The sequence below is a fragment of the Salegentibacter sp. Hel_I_6 genome (assembly GCF_000745315.1).
Lineage (GTDB): Bacteria > Bacteroidota > Bacteroidia > Flavobacteriales > Flavobacteriaceae > Salegentibacter.
Genome location: NZ_JQNQ01000001.1, coordinates 3,288,984 through 3,309,050, shown reverse-complemented (window position 1 = coordinate 3,309,050; position 20,067 = coordinate 3,288,984). Strand labels below are relative to the sequence as shown.

The following is a 20,067-nucleotide window of genomic DNA, read 5'->3' as shown; positions in this document are numbered from 1 at the left end:
GAATTAATACTGCAGGTAAGTCGGTTCATCGCAAATAACGGGTGTATTACGGAAAAAATGTAATTTTAGAGACCAGGAAAGAAATTGGTTAAGCCGACAAGCCCGCGTTCCTACTCCGCCAACTTGAGGTAACCGAAACCGTTGTGGCAAATTAAATTTGAGCAATCCGCAAATGAAATTAGATCAAAATTCTTGCATAGAATACTTTAGGAAAAACAAGGGAGATATATTTGAAAGATTACCAAATGATGTTCCTCCCAGAGAAGATCAAGAACTGATTAGTTTATTAGAAATAGATTCAAAATCTAAATATGTTTTTTCAAATTCTGTCAAAGAAACTTTGGAAACAATCCGTATAAAAGATGAATTTGATTTAAACATCCTAAAAAAGAGAAAATCAAACTCTGGAGTTTTAATTGTAAGTAGAGATGAGTTTTACATTTTCCAGGAGTTTGAAGAAAAACTTCGGGTTTTCAATTATATAGTCTCAAGTAAAGAGAAATTCGCAGACTTGAACATTTTTACCTTTAATTTAAAATCTAATGAGAAGATTATTAGTGAAGATTTTGAAGAAAATACCTGGAAAAAATTTTTACAGTGTATGATTTACCTTGATTTTCTACCGACGGAGATAAAATATATTCAACCAAACGGAAAATATGGAACTAGGAAAGAAGGTAAAGTATTAAATAAAACAGATGACACGATAATTTACGTTACAAAAGCTTGGAATCAGGAATATAAAACTAAGCCTGGAGTTCAATTTTTCAGTAAACCTCATTTTGGAATAAGATGGACTGGAGAAGGTAGAGAAACACCAAAATTAGTATGGGTTAAGGGTTCATTCAAACAGCTAAATAAAAAAGCAGAGAAAGAAGTAAAACGATAAACTTTGCCCAACCAAGTTCATCGCCAATAGGTGGCACCGTTCTTAAGAAAATAATTAACTTGACCAACGAACCTGGTCTAAACCGACAAGTCCGTGTCTTCCTGCCAAATGGAGAACCTATACCTGTAGCTTTCCCTAAAAAGTTATTTAAGTCCTTTTTGGATAGGCATAAGAAAACAATTCTTATCTTTGATGGTGAACCCTTACATATAGGGGCTTTCTATATAATTAAGAATAAAAACTAAATTTCTATAAATCTTAAAAACATAAACTATAGAATAAAAAATATATTTTTTATAAAATAAAATTCTTAAGCGTTTAGCTTTTGATTTTGGTACTAGAAAATCGCCAGTTTTTATGCACACCAATATCAAAGCAAGGCGCCCACGTTCCTGCGTGGGCTGCTCTTGTTTGGTGTGCGGGTGTCTGGCGATACCTCTAGTACCGACAAGTTGCAGTTCCACGCTTTTTTATGCACGAACTTCAAGATCAAAGGCTGACTTAATCTTTAAAATCAAGCCAATGAAAACTTCCCGATTGAAAAATTACAGCTTTGAAGAAATCTTATTATTAAAAAGCCTGGCCAGTCATCCTGATGATGTAGAATATGCTGTAGAATTAATTGAAGAAGGCCTGGATAAATATGCCTCTAGACGTCTATCAAAAATGGTGGATAAATTTCAGAAGGATGGAATCCTCAAATGCGGAATTCATTTACTGGACGAAAATCGAAAGGTTCGAGTTATTTTCAATGGTAACTTTCAAAAAATGATCCTAAATGAACCAAACCCTGTTCCGGAAAATATAAAATCCGACATTGATGTTAAGGCTATTATTGAAAAATTGTCTTGTTCAAACCTTGACCTAACTGAAGTTCATTATCTCACTACCCTCCTAAAAAAGGATGCTGTAACCCAATTCTAACCTAAAACTATTAATTATGAAGAAAATTATTTATCTATTACCACTATTGTTGTTATGTATATCATGTAGTAATGACTCGTCAGATGATCTACCAGGTAATGAAACCGAAGGTAGCATCTTTACGGTAGAATATTCACAAACTGGTGATAGTGATCAATTCAGTCAGGAAATTACTTTCTATTCTGCGTATGGATGGAAAGATACAAATTCCGAGAATGATGTTGATGCCAACCTGAATTCGGAAAATTCTGCACTGCCGGGGTCTTTATCTTATACAACTAAGCAAGCTTCACCTGGTATCTGGGTTACCTACAATGTAGCACCTGATAATGTAGAAGAAGGGATATCACTTGATGTTACTTTTAAATTTTATAAAAATGGTGAACTCATTGATACTAAGAACCTTTCTATAGGTGATGAAAGTACCGCTACCGATAGCTTTCAATGGGAATATTTTTCAGATACGAGTGATGAATGATTATTTTCCAAATTATATAAGTTAGAAAGATCTCATTATATTTATTAGTATTATTTCGAGAAATAAGGTAAAAATCACTATATTTCTCGAAATTTTACTAAAGTTGAGTTTAAGCGAATTTATAAAAGAGCGATTGTCTTTCGAGGAATATGCTTTTACCTGGGATGAATTAGTTGAAAGCACTTCCGGTAAATCGGAATCCTTGATACGTAACGACCTCTATTATGCTGTGGGAAATGGTGATGTGGTTTCATTACGGCATAAGTTTTATCTAATTATTCCGCCCAGGTATTCTCATTCCGGCAAATTACCTATTGAGTTATACATTGATAAACTATTTACTTTTTTAAATAGAAACTATTATTTAGGCTTGTATTCTGCGGCAAGGTATTATGGTGCTAGTCATCAACAAATTCAAAAGGAGTATATACTTCACGATAAATCTCCGTTACTCTCCGTCTCAAAAGGAGCTATTAAGCTTGACTTTTTCACGGTTTCCAACTGGCCAGAAAAAAATATCTTAAATCGTAAAGGAGATGCGGGAATGTTTAAATTATCCAGTCCGGCATTAACAGCAGTCGATTTACTGCACCATCAATCCAAAATCGGTGGATTGAACAGAACCCTTTCCATTCTGGAAGAGTTGGTTGAAGAAATAGAAGTTTCAGATGTAAAAGATTTGCTATCCTGGTATTCCCAAAAAAGTGTACTGCAACGTTTTGGTTTCTTACTAAATGAATATAATTCCAGTTCTGAACCCGCTGAACTAATTTATAATCATTTGAAGCTTCAAAAATTCTATCCTGTTTTATTGAGCCCGAAATCAAACCAAAAAGCAGGAGCGGTCAACAACCGCTGGAAAGTTGATGTTAATATTAAAATGGAAAGTGATTTATGATTCCAAGACCAGATATAGCTAAGTGGCAGATAAATGCCCCCTGGAAAGAATTTATGCAAGTTGAGCAAGATTTAGTGATAAGCAGAACCTTAGTGGAATTATTTTCCGATGATTTTTTGAGTGAGAATCTCGCTTTTCGCGGCGGAACTGCACTACATAAACTTTACTTAAGCCCCGCTCCAAGATATTCCGAAGATATTGACCTGGTGCAAATAAAACCGGGGCCAATTAAACCAATTATGAAACGTATAGGTGAAGTTGTAACTTTCTTTGAAGAAGAAAGGCGTACTCAAATTAAAGGACACGGCGCAAAAGCCCTATATCGTTTTTATTCAGAATATGAGAATATTAGGTTAAGATTAAAGCTAGAAATAAACTGTAAAGAACACTTTAATGTTTTGCCCTGGGTTGAATATCCTTTTGAAGTTAAAAGCAACTGGTTTGAAGGGATAGCAAATATTCGCACTTATAACATCAACGAATTATTGGGAACAAAATTAAGAGCATTATATCAACGCAGTAAAGGGAGAGATCTCTTCGACCTGGACTACTCCAGGCGCAATATGGAGATAGATATTGATATGATTTTAAGGTCTTTTAAAACCTATATGGATTTTTCGGTTGGACGATCACCTAGTGCCAAAGAGTTTTTATTAAATATAGAAGAAAAAGAAAATGATCCCGATTTCACAGGTGATATGGAAGCTTTGCTAAGATCAGAAATTGAATATGACCAGGAACAGGCGTTTGACTGGTTAAAGAAAGAAGTAATATCAAATATTTAAAGATTAAGAATCAGTTTATATGGGTTTTAATTAAATAATCCTGAAAAAAGATTTTATAAAATTAGAGAAATATGGACGGTACAAGCCAAACTCCACAAGAAATAAAACTACAAGAATTAAAAAAGATTTTCCCTGAAGTTTTTGCTGAAGGTAAAGTAGACTGGGAAAAATTAAAAGCTACGCTAGGTGAAGACATAAACTTTAGTAATGAGCGCTATGTTTTGAATTGGGCAGGAAAGAGTGATGCGTTTAAAGTGTTGCAAGCTCCTACCACTAAAACATTAATTCCTGCAAAAGACGAATCTGTAAATTTCGAGGAAACCGAGAATATCTTTATTGAAGGCGAGAACCTGGAAGTATTAAAGGTTTTACAAAAGAGTTATTTTGGTAAAGTGAAAATGATCTATATAGATCCGCCATATAACACCGGAAACGATCATTTTATTTACCCCGATAAGTTTTCTGAAACTAAAGCCGATTATGAAAAGCGTGTGGGCGATAAAGATGAAGAAGGTTATATGACTAAAGAGGGGATGTATAAAAAAAATAGCAAAGAAAATGGCCAATATCATAGTAATTGGCTTAATATGATGTACCCTCGTCTATTTCTTGCCAAAAATCTTTTAAAACAAGATGGGATTATATTTGTTTCTATTGATGATAATGAAGTGCATAACCTAAAGCTAATAATGAATGAAGTTTTTGGAGAAGAGAATTTCGTGGCTTCTTTAATTTACGATAAAAATAGGAAAAATGATGCTAAATATTTTTCGGTTGGACACGAGTATATGTTGGTTTATTTCAAAGATTATCAAATAATAAAAGATCAAAAACTTGTATTCAGGACAGTTAAGGAGGGAATTGACGATGTTAAAGAGGAATTTATTAATCTAAAAAAAAGGCATAAGAATGACTGGGAATTAGTGGAAAAAGGAATTAAGGATTTTTATAAAAGTTGGGATGAAGATGACGAAAGGATTTCTCTAGCTCGTTTCAACAAAGTTGATGAAAAAGGTCCTTATAGAGATGACGGTAATATAAGTTGGCCTGGAGGTGGAGGTCCTAAATATGAAATTTTGCACCCAGAAACCAAAAAGCCCTGCAAAATACCTGATGGTGGTTGGCGTTTTCCAAAGAAAAAAAGAATGCTCGAAGAAATAGAAAAAGGCAGAGTTGTATTTGGAAAAGATGAATCCACATTGCCTAGAATAAGAAGAAACTTATTTGAAACGGATAAAGAGGTAATGAGAAGTGTTCATTTTAGTTATGCTCAAACAGCAACGTCAGAATTCAATAAAATTTTTAATAACCAAAGAATCTTTGATAATCCAAAACACTTTGATGATATAGCAAAATTGATAACGTATGTAACAGAGCCTAATGAAGAAGATTTAATCTTAGATTTTTTTTCAGGCTCTGCGACTACAGCTCATGCTGTAATGAAATCAAATAAAGAAGATGGCGGAAACCGAAAATATATATGTGTTCAATTACCTGAAGAGACTGATACAAAAAGTAATGCATACAAAGCGGGGTTTAAGAATATTTCCGAAATTTCTAAAGAACGTATACGTAGAGTTGGAGATATAATAAGGAATGAATTAAAACAAGAAAATGAAAGGAAAAAATTAGAAATCCAATTTCAGGAGGACAGTAGAAATTACAAGATTGATTTAGGTTTTAAAGTTCTCAAACTTTCCGATAGTAATTTTAAACAATGGCAGCAAATACAAAATAAAGATGCCAAAGCTTTAGAAGAGCAAATTAAACTTTTTGTAGATCCGGTTTCAGAAACTGCTACTATAGAAAATATGGTTTATGAGCTACTATTAAAAAGCGGTAAAGATCTTAATAGTAAAATAGTTAATCAAGGAGATTACTACACAATTAACGAAGATGAATTGGCGTTGCTTTTAGAAAAAGCAAACCAGGAGATTATCAATAAAATTATCGCCTCAAAACCGCAAAAAGTGATTGCCCTGGACAAACTTTTTAAGGATAACGACCAGCTTAAAACCAATACGGTTTTACAATTGAAGGATGCGGGTATTGAATTTAAAACCATATAAATTATGCCAATTAATAGAATACATATCGAAAATTTTAAATCTATACGAGATTCAGGCGATATAGAGATAAAACCAATTAATATTTTAATTGGTGCAAACGGGGTGGGTAAAAGTAATTTTATCTCATTTTTTAAAATGCTAAATAGTATTTCGAAGAAGCGACTGGTTAATTATGTTGCAGATAATGGTTATGAAAACAGCCTGTTATATTTTGGAAGGAAGAAATCAAAGTCAATAGGTGGAAGCATTGTGTTTAACCCCAAGGGTAAGAACACTAATAATCGCTATGATTTTAAGTTGGTTCCTAAGAAACAAGACGTAGGTTTTTATTTTGAAAAAGATCAAGGTGGTTTCAACTTCTTTTCAAGTGGTTTTAATGAGAGTTGGAGTTTTGAAAATTTGGGGGGTGAAGGAAAAGAAGAAAGTGGCATTTCTGAAAACGGAATGGATAGAGCTGATTTTCTGCGAAGGTACTTTGACAGCTTTGATGTTTTTCATTTTCACGATACAAGCTCAAATTCTCCTTTAAAGCAACCAAATAAAACCCTGGATTATAAATATTTGAAGGCAGACGGAAGTAATTTAGCCGCGTTTTTATACCGAATAAAGGATACACATCCTAAACATTTCAAAATGATTGAATATACTATTAGCTCAGTCGCACCTTTTTTTGAAAGATTTGATCTAGTACCCGATGCTAAAAATCCAGATATGATCTTCTTGAGTTGGTTAGAAAAAGGATCTGATGAATATTTCAATGCTCATCATTTATCTGATGGTACCTTACGTTTTATTGCGTTGTCAGCTTTATTATTGCAACCCGATTTGCCAAGTACGATATTATTGGACGAACCTGAATTGGGACTACATCCTTTTGCAATTTCAAAATTAGCGGGAATGATAAAAAATGCTTCTTTTCATTCTCAAATTATCATTGCCACGCAGTCTGTAAATTTAGTCAATGAGTTTTCTGCTAATGATATTATTGTAGCCGACAGAAAAGATAAACAAACCATATTTAAAAGACAATCTGAAGAATCACTTAAGGTTTGGCTAGAGGATTACACAGTTGGTGAACTATGGGAAAAAAATGTAATAGGCGGTAGATTATGATTAGAGCCATTTATATAATTTGCGAAGGACAGTCCGAAGAAGAGTTTGTAAATAGAATATTGAGGCCCTATTTTACAGCACATCAAATTTATGATGTTCGTCCAATATTAATGTCCACCAGTAAGGGGAATAAAGGAGGAGATGTTAAATATGATCGACTAAAATACAACATTGATAAATTATTATTAAATGAGAGGGATGTATTAGTCACTACTTTTATTGACTTTTTTAGACTAAAAAGTGATTTCCCTAAATTTGAGGATGCACAAAAAAAGCTGAATAAAATTCAAAGAGTAGGTTTTTTAGAGCAAGCCTTAACAGAAGCAGTAAACAGTCCTCGGTTTATACCATATATCCAGTTACACGAGTTCGAGGGTTTATTATTTGCAGCAAAAGATGGATTTGAGTTTTTACCAGATTTAAAACAAGCAAACCTCAATAGATTATTATTAGCGGTTGCGGAAAAAGAAAATCCAGAAGAGTTGAATGATGGAGAATTGACAGCACCTTCCAAACGATTAGAGCAGCTAATTCCAGGTTTTGATAAGAACAAGCCTTTTTATGGAGGTATAATAGCTGAAATAAATACAATTGATCCTATTTTAAACAGGTGTACAAGATTTAGTGATTGGGTAGAAAAATTAATTGATAAAGTAAAAGAATGAAATTAACCTTTGAACCTAATTTACAATTTCAACAAGATGCTATTAAATCGATAACCGATGTTTTCGAGGGGCAGCCTTTAGAAGATGCTGTTCAGGAATTTGATTTAGGCGATAAAGATGTTCTAAATCTTATAAATGGGGTTGGTAACAAACTTATTTTATCTGAAGAACAAATCCTTACCAACTTACAAAGTATTCAGCAAGCTAATGATATAGAAGTTTCTAAAAAACTCGACGGAATGAATTTTTCAGTCGAAATGGAAACAGGTACAGGGAAAACCTATGTTTATCTAAGGACTATTTACGAACTAAATGCACTTTATAATTTTAAAAAATTCGTGATTGTAGTTCCTTCTGTAGCCATTCGTGAAGGCGTTATAAAAAATCTCGAAATAACTAAAGAGCACTTTCAAAATCTTTATGATAACGTACCGGTAAACTTTCAGGTCTACGATAGTAGTAAAGTTTCAGCCTTACGTGGTTATGCCACCAATAACAATATAGAAATCTTAGTGATCAATATAGATTCTTTCGCTAAGGATCAAAATATCATTAATCAGCCACATTATAAGGCCAACGGTCGTAAGCCAATAGAGTTTATTCAATCTACAAATCCATTTGTAATTATTGATGAACCACAAAATATGGAGACTGAAAAACGTATTGCAGCAATAAAAAATTTAAATGCAGCCTGTACTTTACGCTACTCGGCCACCCATAGAAATCAATATAATCTTACCTATAATTTGAATCCGGTGAAGGCCTACGATTTAGGCCTGGTAAAACAAATAGAGGTAGATAGTATTATTGAAGAGAATGCGTTTAATGATGCCTATGTTTCAGTAGATTCTATAAAGGCTACAAAAACTAAAGTTACCGCTAAACTGATCATTAATTTAAATGATAAAGGTGGTGTAAAAAAGAAGAAAGTAAATGTTGCTGTAAATAAAGATCTGTATAACCTTTCTAACGAACGTGAAATATATTCAGATGGCTATATAATAGAAGAAATAGACGCGGCCAATGAATGTATTTCGTTTTCTAACGGTAGCATATTATACAAAGGCGATAGCCAGGGCGGTTTAACAGATGAAGTTATGAAATTTCAGATCCGTAAAACCGTAGAAGAACATCTAAAGAAGCAGAAGCGTTTAAATAAACTGGGAATTAAAGTATTATCGCTATTCTTTATTAATAAAGTGGCTAACTATAGAAAATACGATGCTAACGGTAACCAATTACTAGGGAAATTTGCCCAATGGTTTGAAGAAATTTATCAGGAATACATAACCAAGCCAGCATTTAAAGATTTAGATCTATTCTCTGTTTCAGAAGTTCATAACGGTTATTTTTCTCAGGATAGAAAAGGGAAATTAAAAGATACTTCAGGTGAAACCAAAGCGGATGATGATACCTATAGCTTGATTATGAAGGATAAAGAAAAACTTCTGAATCTAGATAATCCGTTGCAGTTTATCTTCTCGCATTCAGCACTACGTGAAGGTTGGGATAACCCAAATGTTTTCCAGATATGTACACTAAACGAAACTAAATCTGACATTAAAAAACGCCAGGAAATAGGACGCGGATTACGTTTGGCGGTAGATCAAAACGGAAAAAGAACCTACGACCAGAATATTAATCGCTTAACCGTAATAGCGAACGAAAGTTACGATGATTTTGCAAAAACACTTCAGAAAGAAATCGAAGATGAATGCGGTGTAACTTTTAAAGACCGAGTAAAAAATAAACGTAAACGAACTCCTATAAAATATCGCAAAGGTTTTGATGCAGACCCCAAATTTTTAGAGATATGGGAAAATCTAAAAAGCAAAACTACTTATAGAGTAGATTATAAGACCGAAGAACTTATAACCTTAGCGGCCAAAGCTATCAAAGATCTTCCGGAAATTAAAGCACCGTCAATTCGTTCTACCAAGGTACGTTTATCAATGTCTGATGAAGGCCTAGAAACCAGCTATGCCGGAGATAAAGTAGAAAATTACGATAGTTACTCCTGGTCTATACCGGACGTTTTGGGATATATCCAAAACAAAACTGAATTAACCCGATCAACGTTACAGGATATTCTAAGTAAATCAAACAGAATTCCGGATATTTTAGTAAACCCCCAATTATTTTTAGATTTAGCTTCAGAGGCCATAAAACGAACGCTATATGATCTAATGATAGAAGGAATCAAATACGAAAAGATAGGCGGCTCTGAATACGAAATGACCTTATTTGAAGCACAAGAGTTAGAAGTATATCTTAATGATTTTACATTTAATGTAAATGATCCTTCTAAAACTATCTATGAAGAGTTTATTCCGTTAGATTCAGGAGTAGAAAGCAAATTTGCTGAAGATTGTGAAACAAGCGAGCAGATTAAGTTTTATTTTAAATTACCGAATTGGTTTAAAATTCCAACACCTATAGGAAATTATAACCCAGACTGGGCAGTAGTTTTTCAAGATGCTAGCAAAGTTTACTTTGTTGCAGAAACGAAAGACACAGGTACACCTGAGGTTGATCTTCATAAATTAAGTGCAGATGAGCAATTAAAAATAAAATGTGGTAAAGCACACTTTAGCGAATTTGAAACCTTAGAATATAGAGTGGTTAATAAAGTAGGACAACTCATTTAACCATAAAAGAAAATTAAATATGCTTAAAGAATTAGATAAATCCCAACTTGAATCTATTAAGAATTACGCAAAAGCAGGAATCGAAATCACCGTTGTGGATGAAGAAACAGTTAAGATCGACCAGGTTAAGCTTATTAATGGTTTTATATTATCAAATAAAGAATTGCATCAAAGAGCCAGAGCCATTTTCCCTAAGCATAAAATTATACCAGTAGTTTTTAACTTAGATGTTTCTACTATTACTATTGACTGGATAGAGCAAAAAATGAAAGAATTTGGATTGAATAAAAAAGATCTTAGTCGACAATTAGCTATAAAAAAAGAAGAAGTAAGCCTTTATTTTTCTAAGAAAAAGAAAATGGAATATACACTGAAAGCGGCTTTTTACTACTATTTTTTATCCTACGAATTGAACAAAAGCTTAAGAAGCATTTAATAAAGTGTTGAATATTATGGGAACTACTCTCAACAAAGAAGAAAAGCAACAAATAATTTCAACTTTAAACTATGCTGCTCATAAAATGATTAAAGAACTAGAACAAAATAAAATGGTTGGTAATCTAGATTTTTATAATTTGTGTGTTGATCACTTTAAGGGTGGAGTGTGGTTAGGTTTAATCTCAAAACTCAACTACTACCACTATGATTATGAAGCTTTATATGTTAAGATTAAATGTAAATATTTAGGTTCTAAATTTAAAGTCACTTTTCTAATGAAAGAGCCTGAGCAGAAAGATGACAGTAAACAATGGGAGGCCTACAATTTAGAAGTTGAAGAAAAATTGAATTTATGATTTTGCAAAACAATTGCCTTTATTGGTACTAAATTCACTGAAAATTACCTTAATTCAATTTAACCTCATTTACTATATCTTTAAAAAACGAGATATAAAAGAGAAAATCTGTCCGCAATATGTCCGAAAAAAGTTAAACCCTATGATTATCAAATGGTTGAATTTTTTTCCGGACATATGGGTAAGACTGGGTAAGATTGGGGAACTAAACTCATATCATACAAACAATTGATTATAAGATGATTAAAACCAATAATTTAATTGGGTAAGTTAATAAGCCATTTTAGAATCTTAAACTTACTTGTATCAAACAGAATCTTTCTATAGATAATAGATATTTTTTAAATAAAATCGATCCCATAGTATTCATTTCCGTTCACCGAATCTCACTGAATCTCATCAAAACAAAAAAGCCATATTTACACCAAAACTGGCTGTAAATATGGCTGTAATACTCTTAACTACCTGATAATCAGGTGAAACAGCGGAGGAAGAGGAACAATCCGAAAATGCGAATATCTCGTCAATACTGGCGATTCAGAAGGGGTCCATTTTAAGTGTAACCGAATTTGACACCTTTAACCAAACTTTAACTCTAAGATGCTTTTAAATCTACTGTAAATTTGATTTATATCTATCCACTCTCATTGAGGTTAGCCTTTAAAAAGTTTCAGGTATAAATGTGTACATTCTTTTATAAAGGCCTCCTACCCTATCGTGTCCCAACGCGGATCGCCATCGTTTATAATATTCCATCCTCACTACAACCATTATTTTCTGTCTCAAGAAATTCATATTTGTAAGATTCCATTATTAAGTTATTCCCATAAACTACAATCACGGAATCTCCTTAAAGAAAATCCTGAATTCCATAAAGCTTATCCATATTGGAGGAAAATCTTTACTAACAAAGTCTGAATTTAGGATATTAATGATTTTGACGAAATCATTAATATCACTTTCAAAAAATTTCCAGAGGGATATCATAACCTGAATCATTCTCAATAGCAAAACGCTAGATCCTTTTTTCATTACTTCTGTCGCAGCCATTAATTAAAAATATTGAAATGACTATTTTTTTAACCTTGAAATTTCATCTATTACCAATTATTTATTTTACTTTTTTGTTTTAATTGGTTCATTCCCATTTACGTACAATGTTTTTGCAGTCTTTGCAGGATAATTCAATGTCATATTTTACTAAATGAAAATCTTTGTCATTTGTAATGTCATACAAAATGGGATACCACGAAGATTGACGACCATCTGACCTCACGGAATTTTGATTAAAAGCAATATTACCTTTCCAATCTTTTCGGCTATAATTCTTTAGCGTATCGTTAGCGACTGGAAATTTGCCAACATATTTAAATTGAACAGATTTAGGTAAAAATTTATCGTTTCCTTTATCATCTTTAAAATAGTATGCAGTAGATTCTCCGGTTGAAGTTGTGTCAGCAAGGGATTTACTATAATAAATTAAAAAGTCATTTGGTTTTTTACTTCGCATATGAAGAATGTTCATACCCGAATTTAATCGAATAAAGTAATCTTTAATTTTGGGTATATTGCTCAAAGTTAAATCACAATCAAAAGTTCCTTCTTTAATTGAGATTTCGACTTTTCCTTTTAGAAATGGTGTATTTTCCTGTGCAATACTATTCGTTAAAGGTAAAAAAAATAAGAAAATTACCTTGATTAAATTCCCTCTCATAATTTATGCGATGATTTTTCAACTTGCTGCCAACGTGTTTGTGTATGATTTCGTTGCGTGTTTCAGCAACTAAATTAGTAAACTAAAACGAACCAGAGGAAATTCCGCAGGAATTTCCAAGTAGGCTAGAACTAGCAATGAATTATTCACGTTGTTATGTGCATACTGGATTCAATAGTAATGCTTTTCAGAAAATCGTCCATGCCATAGTAATAAATATGCATTCCACAGTCCTTTGTTTTACCCCAAATTTGCATTGTAACAAAAAAACAAGAAAAAATGAAAACTACAGTTCCATTAAAATTAGTGCTCCTAGTTTTTTACTAGGATTTACAACTCAAACATTTTCAAAAACTAAAAACACAAACATTATGAACAGTACCAAAAATGAAACAATCGGATTATTAGTAATTATGAAAGCAAAGCCAGGAAAAGAGCAAGACGTTAAAAACTTTTTACTTGGTGGATTAGCACTAGTCAATCAAGAACCCCAAACAGTATCTTGGTTTGCCTTTCAGATAGACAGTAAAACTTTTGGTATCTATGATACCTTTGAAGTAGAAGAAGGTAGGCAAGCTCATTTAACAGGCGAAGTTGCAAAGGCATTATTAGCAAATGCAGGTGATTTGTTAGAAGATTTTGATCCTAGTACAGATATTCAACCAACAGATGTATTGGCATCTAATCATAAGTCCGGATTGCAAAACAATGGCTTACTTGTTATTATGAAATCTAAAGAAGCAAAGACAGCAGATGTCGAAAATTTTCTTAATGTTGGAAAACAATTAGTAAGTGATGAGCCAAAGACTTTATCTTGGTATGCTATAAAAATAGATGCAACTACTTATGCAATCTTTGATACCTTTGCAGATGATTCAGGTAGAGATGCTCATTTAACAGGTAAAGTTGCTGCAGCACTTATGGAAAATGCTCCTGTTCTTTTAGAAGGTTTCCAAGCAACTGCAATTCAAAAAATAGATATTATAGCTTCCAAATAATTTATATCTTTAGAAAGGAGTGTAAAACACTCCTTTCTTTTTATATGTAATATTAAATAAAGAAATATATTCTTATGGCTCAAATTATTATAGATAAACAAAATGGTGAATTAGCCTTTAGACTAGAAAGGTTTGAAAATCTTAATCAATTTGATCATTTACAAAGAAAAAATTATTATTCTATTATTTTACTTAACGCAAGCAACTATAAGTTAAGTGTAGACCTTTCTAATTATGAACTGCAAGGTTATCAAATGATTTGCTTGTCGCCTTATCAACCATTTATGATTTCTTCTGAAGAACGTTGTCAAGGCTGGTTATTAAATTTTCACCCTGACTTTTTTTGTACATATCGTCATCAAAATGAAATTGAAACAGAAGGCGTTCTTTTTAACAACTTTCATGGATTACCACATTTTCAAATTTCTGAAGAAGGGCTGTTTTTTAATCTCATAGACCAAATTTCTAAAGAGATGGATAGAGATTCTATTGCTCAACATGAAGTTCTTGTGGCTTTTTTAAAGGTATTTTTGATAGAAGCAGTGAGACAGAAAAAACAATTCGATAAAGAGATAGTTCCAAAATTTTCTGATGGTCAATCAGAAATCCTACAAAATTTAGTAGATTCTATTGAGAAAAATTATTGTGAATTACATTCTCCGAAAGATTATGCAGATGTTTTGTGTATTAGTACAAAAACATTGGCAGGGATTGTAAAAAAATATTTACAGCAAACACCTAGCGATTTAATTTCTAATAGAATTGTTATAGCGGCTAAACGAGAGCTATATTTAACATCAAAACCTTTGAAACAGATTGCAGCTGGACTTGGTTATTATGATGAATTTTATTTTAGTCGATTTTTTAAGAAAAAAGTAGGTGTTTCTCCAGATAATTACAGAAAGACAGTAGGTTTCGCCAAACTAGAAAGGCTATAATTATCAGGTGGTCTTAAGTTGCACATAACGGTTTTGTATATGAAAAGTAGCGGATTTTAAGCACTAACTTTTCGGATTATAACTGACCTCTAATTTATTAATTTTCTTTTGTTTAAGCACTTAAACCGCTATTTTTTATATACGTTGTGTGTGCCCAGCATGGGCATCTTTTCTTTTACCGAAAGGTAAAAGATTAATCTAAAGGGTGCAAGTCCCTTATGGGCAGGGGTGACGCCTTGAACCATTAGTAAGCCGCAAGGTTGCCAACTGCGAAGTTGGGACTGAAGGAAGCGGGACTACAAACCCTGGTGCTGACGAACAGGAACCGGATATGAGGCTACAAGGTTGGATGAGCAAGCACATCATTGTGATGTCCTAAACATTTCTTTCGAAATGAATACCGAAGTAGTAGATCCGGCAGGAATCAGGGGAAAGAAGATGTTCTTACCTGGGGAGATCTCCATAGCCACGGGATGGCTTGATGGAGAAGTCAGCCGAAGTCATAGTAGCCGGTCACCTGATAAGCCGGTGAAGGACTGAACGATAATGGTCTTTAATGAACCTTGGAGTTATTTTATGTTACGGATAGCCTTCCGGTAGAATAATAGCCTTCGATCAAGCGAGACAACAAATTTGTTTTAGTATTAATGATTAAAGAATTAACAAGTAAAAAGAACCTAAACCAAGCCTTCCGTCAGGTGTATCGCAACAAAGGAGCAGCAGGTATAGATAACGTCCAAATAACAGGACTCCAATCTATTCTAAAAGCTCACGGTAAACAATACGCCCGGCAGATAGAACGAGGGGAATATCAGGTGGCTCCAATACTGGGAGTTGAAATACCAAAAAGCAACGGGAAGAAACGTTTACTCGGTATTCCCACGGTTGTCGACAGGGTATTTCAGCAAGCATTACATCAGGTTTTGCAACCAGTATTTGAGCCAGCCTTTCAAAATTATAGTTATGGATTCAGACCAAACCGCAATGCCCATCAAGCCGTTGCACAGAGCCTTGAAAATATCAATTCTGGCTACCAAAACATCGTCGATATTGATTTAAAGAGCTTCTTTGATGAAGTGGCCCACGATGTACTGTTAGACTTGATATTCAAAAAGGTAAAATGCCGGGCTACTTTAAAGTTATTGCGGTCATTTTTAAGAGCTCCGATACAAATTAACGGCAAGTTGCATAAACGCAGGAAAGGAGTCCCGCAAGGTTCTCCCTTAAGTCCTTTGCTCTCCAATATTCTGCTCAATGAGCTGGATAAAGAACTGGAAAAGCGAGGACACCGCTATGTAAGATATGCCGATGATTTTAGTATTTACGTTCGAAGTAAACCCGCTGCGAAACGCGTAGGTAATAGTATCTACAAATTTCTCCGGGACAAACTCCGGCTTCCAATCAATAGGGAGAAAAGTGGCATACGTAAACCTTTAACCTTTAAGGTATTGGGATTTGGTTTTGTACCAACCTACAAGAAAGGAGAAAAGGCCAAATACCAGCTTGTGGCAGAAGCGTCAAAATGGGAAATATTTAAGTCAAAACTTAAATATATTACCAAAAAGACAATTCCTGCAAGCTTTGAAGAACGTATCCACAGCATCAACTTATTGTTAAGGGGCTGGATCAATTACTTTAAACCGGCATCCATTCAGGGAAAGCTTAAGAAGCTGGAAGAATGGCTAAGGAATCGTTTACGGTATTGCATCTGGCATCACTGGAAAAAGCCCGAACGAAAACGGAAAAACCTTATTCGATTGGGTATTAATCCAGATCAAGCCTATGCCTGGAGTCGCACCCGAATGGGCGGCTGGGCTGTAGCCCAGAGTCCTATCTTGCGTACCACTATTACCATAAAACGCTTAAAAATGAAAGGTTATGTTGGTTTAATCGAATACTATAATCGATAAGTTTCATTATCGAACCGCCGTATACGAGACCCGTACGTATGGTGGTGTGAGAGGCGCACTCCGTCAATTAACGGCGGAGCCGTCTACTCGATTGAACTAAACCTAAAGGTAGCTTCAAGAGATCGCTAAATCACTATTCACTACCTTTAAGTATCTCTAATTATAATATTGAAAGTTATGAAAAAAAAGTAGTACCCTCATTGACAGGGCTTGTAATTCTGTACCCGAGTTCGGCGAACTCTACCGCAAGTTAAAACGTTCCGTAGAACTCGCCGGTAAAAGTCAAAGTACCCTTACCAACTACTCCCGCTGCCTTGCGCATATGTCCCTCCATTTTAAATGTAGTCCTCTTGATCTCGATGAAGAACAGATTTTGGATTACCTGCACCTTCTAAAATCCCAGCACAAAACACCATCCGACAGTTTTTTCAAGCATACGGTCTATGGTCTTCGCTATGCCTATCGTATCTCTGGTATGAAAGCAATGCGGGTTATGTTGCCTTCCATAGAACGTCCCCACAAACTCCCGGTGGTATTAAGCCGTAGTGAAGTAAAACAACTGCTTAAAACACCCAAACTTCTCAAACACCGGCTGGTACTAGCAATGCTCTATGGCTGTGGCCTTCGCTGCTTTGAAATTTGCAGCCTTCAGCTCAAAGACCTGGATTTTGATCGGAAGATGCTCCACATCCGCCAGGGCAAAGGAAGAAAAGACCGTTATGTTCCTTTGTCCCAAATGCAGATCCGTGGTCTAAAAAAATATATCGCTGCAGATAATCCTACCACCTGGTGTTTTAATGGCTACAACAGGAAAGGAAACCCATCCCAGTTATCGGCAATGGGGGTGCAATGGATCGTCCGGGAAGCCCGTAAACAAAGTGGGATCCAGAAAGATATCACTACCCACAGCCTTCGGCACAGCTATGCCACCCACCTTTTGGAGATGGGATTGGATATTATCAGTGTCAAAGATTTACTGGGACACGCAGATATCCAAACCACCCTCACCTACTTGCACGTGGCACAACTCGGTAGGCAGAAGCCCTTCAGTCCGTTGGACCGACTATACAAGAAGTAGCCGTGAGACCTGCTGCCTATGAGGTGGCCCAGGTTCTGGAAAGGAATACGGAATCTTTATCCAAATATTGTTACAACACCTGGCAGACAAGAACCCTGCACGCCTTGCGCAAATGCCGCACTGCTGCCCTGGGTGGCCATATCGACCGTTGTAACAATCCTTCCTGCCATCGGCTCCACCTTAGTTATAATAGTTGCCGGAACCGCCATTGTCCCAAGTGCCAGGGGCATAAAAAGGAGGAATGGATCCGGGCACGGGAAGAAGAACTCTTAAACGTGCCTTACTTCCACGTGGTCTTCACATTGCCATCAGCCCTCAACCGCCTATGCCTGTATGAGCCTAAAAAAATGTATCCTCTACTGTTTAAAATAACCTGGCAGGTGATCCAGGATTTTGCATCCAACCATAAATTCCTGGGTGCCAAACCTGGGATGATCGCCATCCTGCACACCTGGGGGCAAAACCTTTCTTTGCACCCACACCTGCACTGTATTGTTCCCGGGGGTGGTATTGCCCAAAGCGGTCAATGGAAATCTGCAAAAAGCAATGGAAAATACCTGTTCCCGGTCAAGGCTATGAGCAAGGTTTTTAGGGCCCTTTTTGTGGCTTCCCTTCGCAAGGAACTGGAACCACAATCTAAAGACTTCTACGAAAGCCTTTTTAAATATGATTGGGTAGTTTATTGTAAACGTCCATTTTTAGGTCCCGCCCAGGTGGTGGAATACCTCGGTCGCTATACCCATAAGATCGCCATCAGTAACCACAGAATTAAAAACCTGGATAATAAAAGCGTTACATTTTCTGTAAAGGACTACCGCCACGGGGGAAGAAAATCCTTATTACGTTTATCTGATGCAGAGTTCATCAGGCGGTTCGCTCTTCACATACTTCCCAAAGGCTTTGTTCGCATCCGTCATTATGGAATCTTGAGCTCCTACCACAAAAAAATTACGATTACCCAGCTACAGCAAAGCCTGGGACTGTAAGCTTCCCCTAATTAGAACTGCTTGATTGTCCAAAAATATCATTTTTCATTCTCCTGGCGGTACCGCCAGGAGAATGACTTTTCGCGTATGCTACGGGCGCCATTTTTCCCAATGCATTATGTGGTCTTACGTTGTTGTAATCTTCCATCCAGTTCTCGGTTTGTTCCCTTACCTGATTGAGATTTTCAAATAGGTACTTATTGAGAACGCCCCTTCGATATGTTCCATTGAACCGTTCTATAAAAGCATTCTGAGTTGGTTTCCCGGGTTGAATATACTGAAAGTCGATTTCTTGCATCTGGCTCCATTCTGAAGCGATCTTAGCAACAAATTCAGGTCCATTATCCATTCTTATTTTTTGAGGTTTTCCCCTGCGATTAATCAAATGGTTCAATACCCAGACGACACGTTTGCTGGGCAGTGAAAAATCAATTTCTATATGCAATGCTTCCCGGTTGTAATCATCGATTACGGTTAAACCACGGAAGCGCCTTTTATTTTCCAGAACATCGGTTACAAAATCAATACTCCAGCTACGATTAAGAGCTATGGGAGCCTCCAGGGGTTCTTTAACTCTGGCAGGTAACCGCTTTTTTACCTTTCGTCTCAAACTTAGGCCAAGCTTTTTATAGACCCGGTATACCCGTTTATGGTTCCAGGGCTTGCCTTCATTTCTTAGACGATCGTAAGCCATCCAAAAGCCTTCTTCGCTATGTTCTTTAGCTTTTTGTTGTAAGGCCGCTTCGATAGCAGTATCGTCCTTTGGAATTGGCCTGTAATAAAAAACGCTTTTGCTCATATTTAAAACACGGCACGCCCTGCTAATACCGTAATGAACAAGTTCTTTAGCAATAGTTCTTTTACGGCAGGGCTTTAAAGCTTTTTTTCAATGATTTCTTTGGCCATTTGATGATCTAGGGATAGATTGGCATACATCTGCTTCAGTCTTCGGTTTTCCTCTTCCAGATCTTTTAGGCGCTTAAGCTCTTTACCGTTCATCCCGCCATAGCGTTCCCGCCACTTGTAGAACGCAGCTGTACTAATACCATATTCACGGCTGATCTCTGCGGCCGTTTTTCCGTTATCAAACTCCTTTAAAATCTTTGCGATTTGCTGTGGTGAATATCTACTCTTCTTCATAATTACTGTTTAAAGTTATAAAATATATTATACTTTTAAA

General features: G+C 35.4%; 17 protein-coding genes and 1 pseudogene. 16 read left to right on the top strand and 2 right to left on the bottom strand.

Going from position 1 to position 20,067, the window contains the following annotated elements; genetic code table 11:
- The first annotated feature begins 172 nt into the window (after window positions 1–172).
- The 11 genes from FG27_RS14665 (at window position 173) to FG27_RS14610 (ending at window position 11,263) form a co-directional block, all read left to right on the top strand.
- A complete protein-coding gene (locus FG27_RS14665; protein ID WP_037320404.1) occupies window positions 173–889 on the top strand; it encodes a hypothetical protein in 717 nt (238 codons plus the stop codon).
- A 522-nt stretch (window positions 890–1,411) separates the two neighbouring features.
- Window positions 1,412–1,813 carry a hypothetical protein gene (locus tag FG27_RS14655; protein ID WP_037320400.1) on the top strand — a complete coding sequence of 134 codons (402 nt, stop codon included), beginning with the start codon at window positions 1,412–1,414 and terminating at the stop codon, window positions 1,811–1,813.
- Window positions 1,814–1,829: 16 nt separating this feature from the next.
- Window positions 1,830–2,291 (top strand): hypothetical protein, encoded by a 462-nt coding sequence (locus FG27_RS14650; protein ID WP_156101242.1) that lies wholly within the window; start codon window positions 1,830–1,832, stop codon window positions 2,289–2,291.
- A 103-nt stretch (window positions 2,292–2,394) separates the two neighbouring features.
- Complete coding sequence (locus FG27_RS14645) at window positions 2,395–3,189, top strand: type IV toxin-antitoxin system AbiEi family antitoxin (protein WP_037320396.1); 795 nt, start codon at window positions 2,395–2,397, stop codon at window positions 3,187–3,189.
- Window positions 3,186–3,974 (top strand): nucleotidyl transferase AbiEii/AbiGii toxin family protein, encoded by a 789-nt coding sequence (locus FG27_RS14640; protein ID WP_037320394.1) that lies wholly within the window; start codon window positions 3,186–3,188, stop codon window positions 3,972–3,974. The genes FG27_RS14645 and FG27_RS14640 overlap by 4 nt, the downstream gene beginning before the upstream one ends.
- A 71-nt stretch (window positions 3,975–4,045) precedes the next feature.
- Window positions 4,046–6,043 carry a site-specific DNA-methyltransferase gene (locus tag FG27_RS14635; RefSeq protein ID WP_037320392.1) on the top strand — a complete coding sequence of 666 codons (1,998 nt, stop codon included), beginning with the start codon at window positions 4,046–4,048 and terminating at the stop codon, window positions 6,041–6,043.
- A 3-nt stretch (window positions 6,044–6,046) separates the two neighbouring features.
- Window positions 6,047–7,156: an AAA family ATPase gene (locus FG27_RS14630; RefSeq protein ID WP_037320390.1), complete on the top strand. Its 1,110-nt coding sequence runs from the start codon at window positions 6,047–6,049 to the stop codon at window positions 7,154–7,156.
- Window positions 7,153–7,821 (top strand): DUF4276 family protein, encoded by a 669-nt coding sequence (locus FG27_RS14625; protein WP_081912627.1) that lies wholly within the window; start codon window positions 7,153–7,155, stop codon window positions 7,819–7,821. The genes FG27_RS14630 and FG27_RS14625 overlap by 4 nt, the downstream gene beginning before the upstream one ends.
- Entirely contained in the window at window positions 7,818–10,469 is a 2,652-nt protein-coding gene (locus tag FG27_RS14620) for a DEAD/DEAH box helicase family protein (RefSeq protein ID WP_037320388.1), read from the top strand. The genes FG27_RS14625 and FG27_RS14620 overlap by 4 nt, the downstream gene beginning before the upstream one ends.
- Before the next feature lie 19 nt (window positions 10,470–10,488).
- Window positions 10,489–10,905: a hypothetical protein gene (locus FG27_RS18740; protein ID WP_051935872.1), complete on the top strand. Its 417-nt coding sequence runs from the start codon at window positions 10,489–10,491 to the stop codon at window positions 10,903–10,905.
- A gap of 16 nt (window positions 10,906–10,921) precedes the next feature.
- The gene (locus tag FG27_RS14610) at window positions 10,922–11,263 is read left to right on the top strand and encodes a hypothetical protein (protein WP_037320386.1); all 342 of its coding nucleotides are present in this window, start codon (window positions 10,922–10,924) and stop codon (window positions 11,261–11,263) included.
- A 1,138-nt stretch (window positions 11,264–12,401) separates the two neighbouring features.
- Here the strand turns inward: FG27_RS14610 and FG27_RS14600 are convergent.
- Entirely contained in the window at window positions 12,402–12,977 is a 576-nt protein-coding gene (locus FG27_RS14600; RefSeq protein WP_051935871.1) for a hypothetical protein, read from the bottom strand.
- Between the two features lie 218 nt (window positions 12,978–13,195).
- Between FG27_RS14600 and FG27_RS19290 the strand changes: the two genes are divergently transcribed.
- From FG27_RS19290 to FG27_RS14575, 5 genes and pseudogenes are all read left to right on the top strand, one after another.
- Complete coding sequence (locus FG27_RS19290; protein WP_051935870.1) at window positions 13,196–13,975, top strand: putative quinol monooxygenase; 780 nt, start codon at window positions 13,196–13,198, stop codon at window positions 13,973–13,975.
- Between the two features lie 74 nt (window positions 13,976–14,049).
- The gene (locus tag FG27_RS14590; RefSeq protein ID WP_037320381.1) at window positions 14,050–14,913 is read left to right on the top strand and encodes an AraC family transcriptional regulator; all 864 of its coding nucleotides are present in this window, start codon (window positions 14,050–14,052) and stop codon (window positions 14,911–14,913) included.
- Between the two features lie 647 nt (window positions 14,914–15,560).
- The gene (gene ltrA / locus FG27_RS14585) at window positions 15,561–16,823 is read left to right on the top strand and encodes a group II intron reverse transcriptase/maturase (RefSeq protein ID WP_037315631.1); all 1,263 of its coding nucleotides are present in this window, start codon (window positions 15,561–15,563) and stop codon (window positions 16,821–16,823) included.
- Between the two features lie 322 nt (window positions 16,824–17,145).
- A complete protein-coding gene (locus tag FG27_RS14580; protein ID WP_037320380.1) occupies window positions 17,146–17,901 on the top strand; it encodes a tyrosine-type recombinase/integrase in 756 nt (251 codons plus the stop codon).
- A pseudogene (locus FG27_RS14575) lies at window positions 17,889–18,884 on the top strand (IS91 family transposase); the annotation flags it as partial. The gene FG27_RS14580 and the pseudogene FG27_RS14575, both read left to right, overlap by 13 nt.
- Before the next feature lie 10 nt (window positions 18,885–18,894).
- Here the strand turns inward: FG27_RS14575 and FG27_RS14570 are convergent.
- A protein-coding gene (locus tag FG27_RS14570) for an IS3 family transposase (protein WP_156101241.1) occupies window positions 18,895–20,027 on the bottom strand; the annotation gives its coding sequence in 2 pieces (ribosomal slippage) (window positions 18,895–19,766 and window positions 19,766–20,027; 1,134 coding nt in all).
- Window positions 20,028–20,067 lie beyond the last annotated feature (40 nt).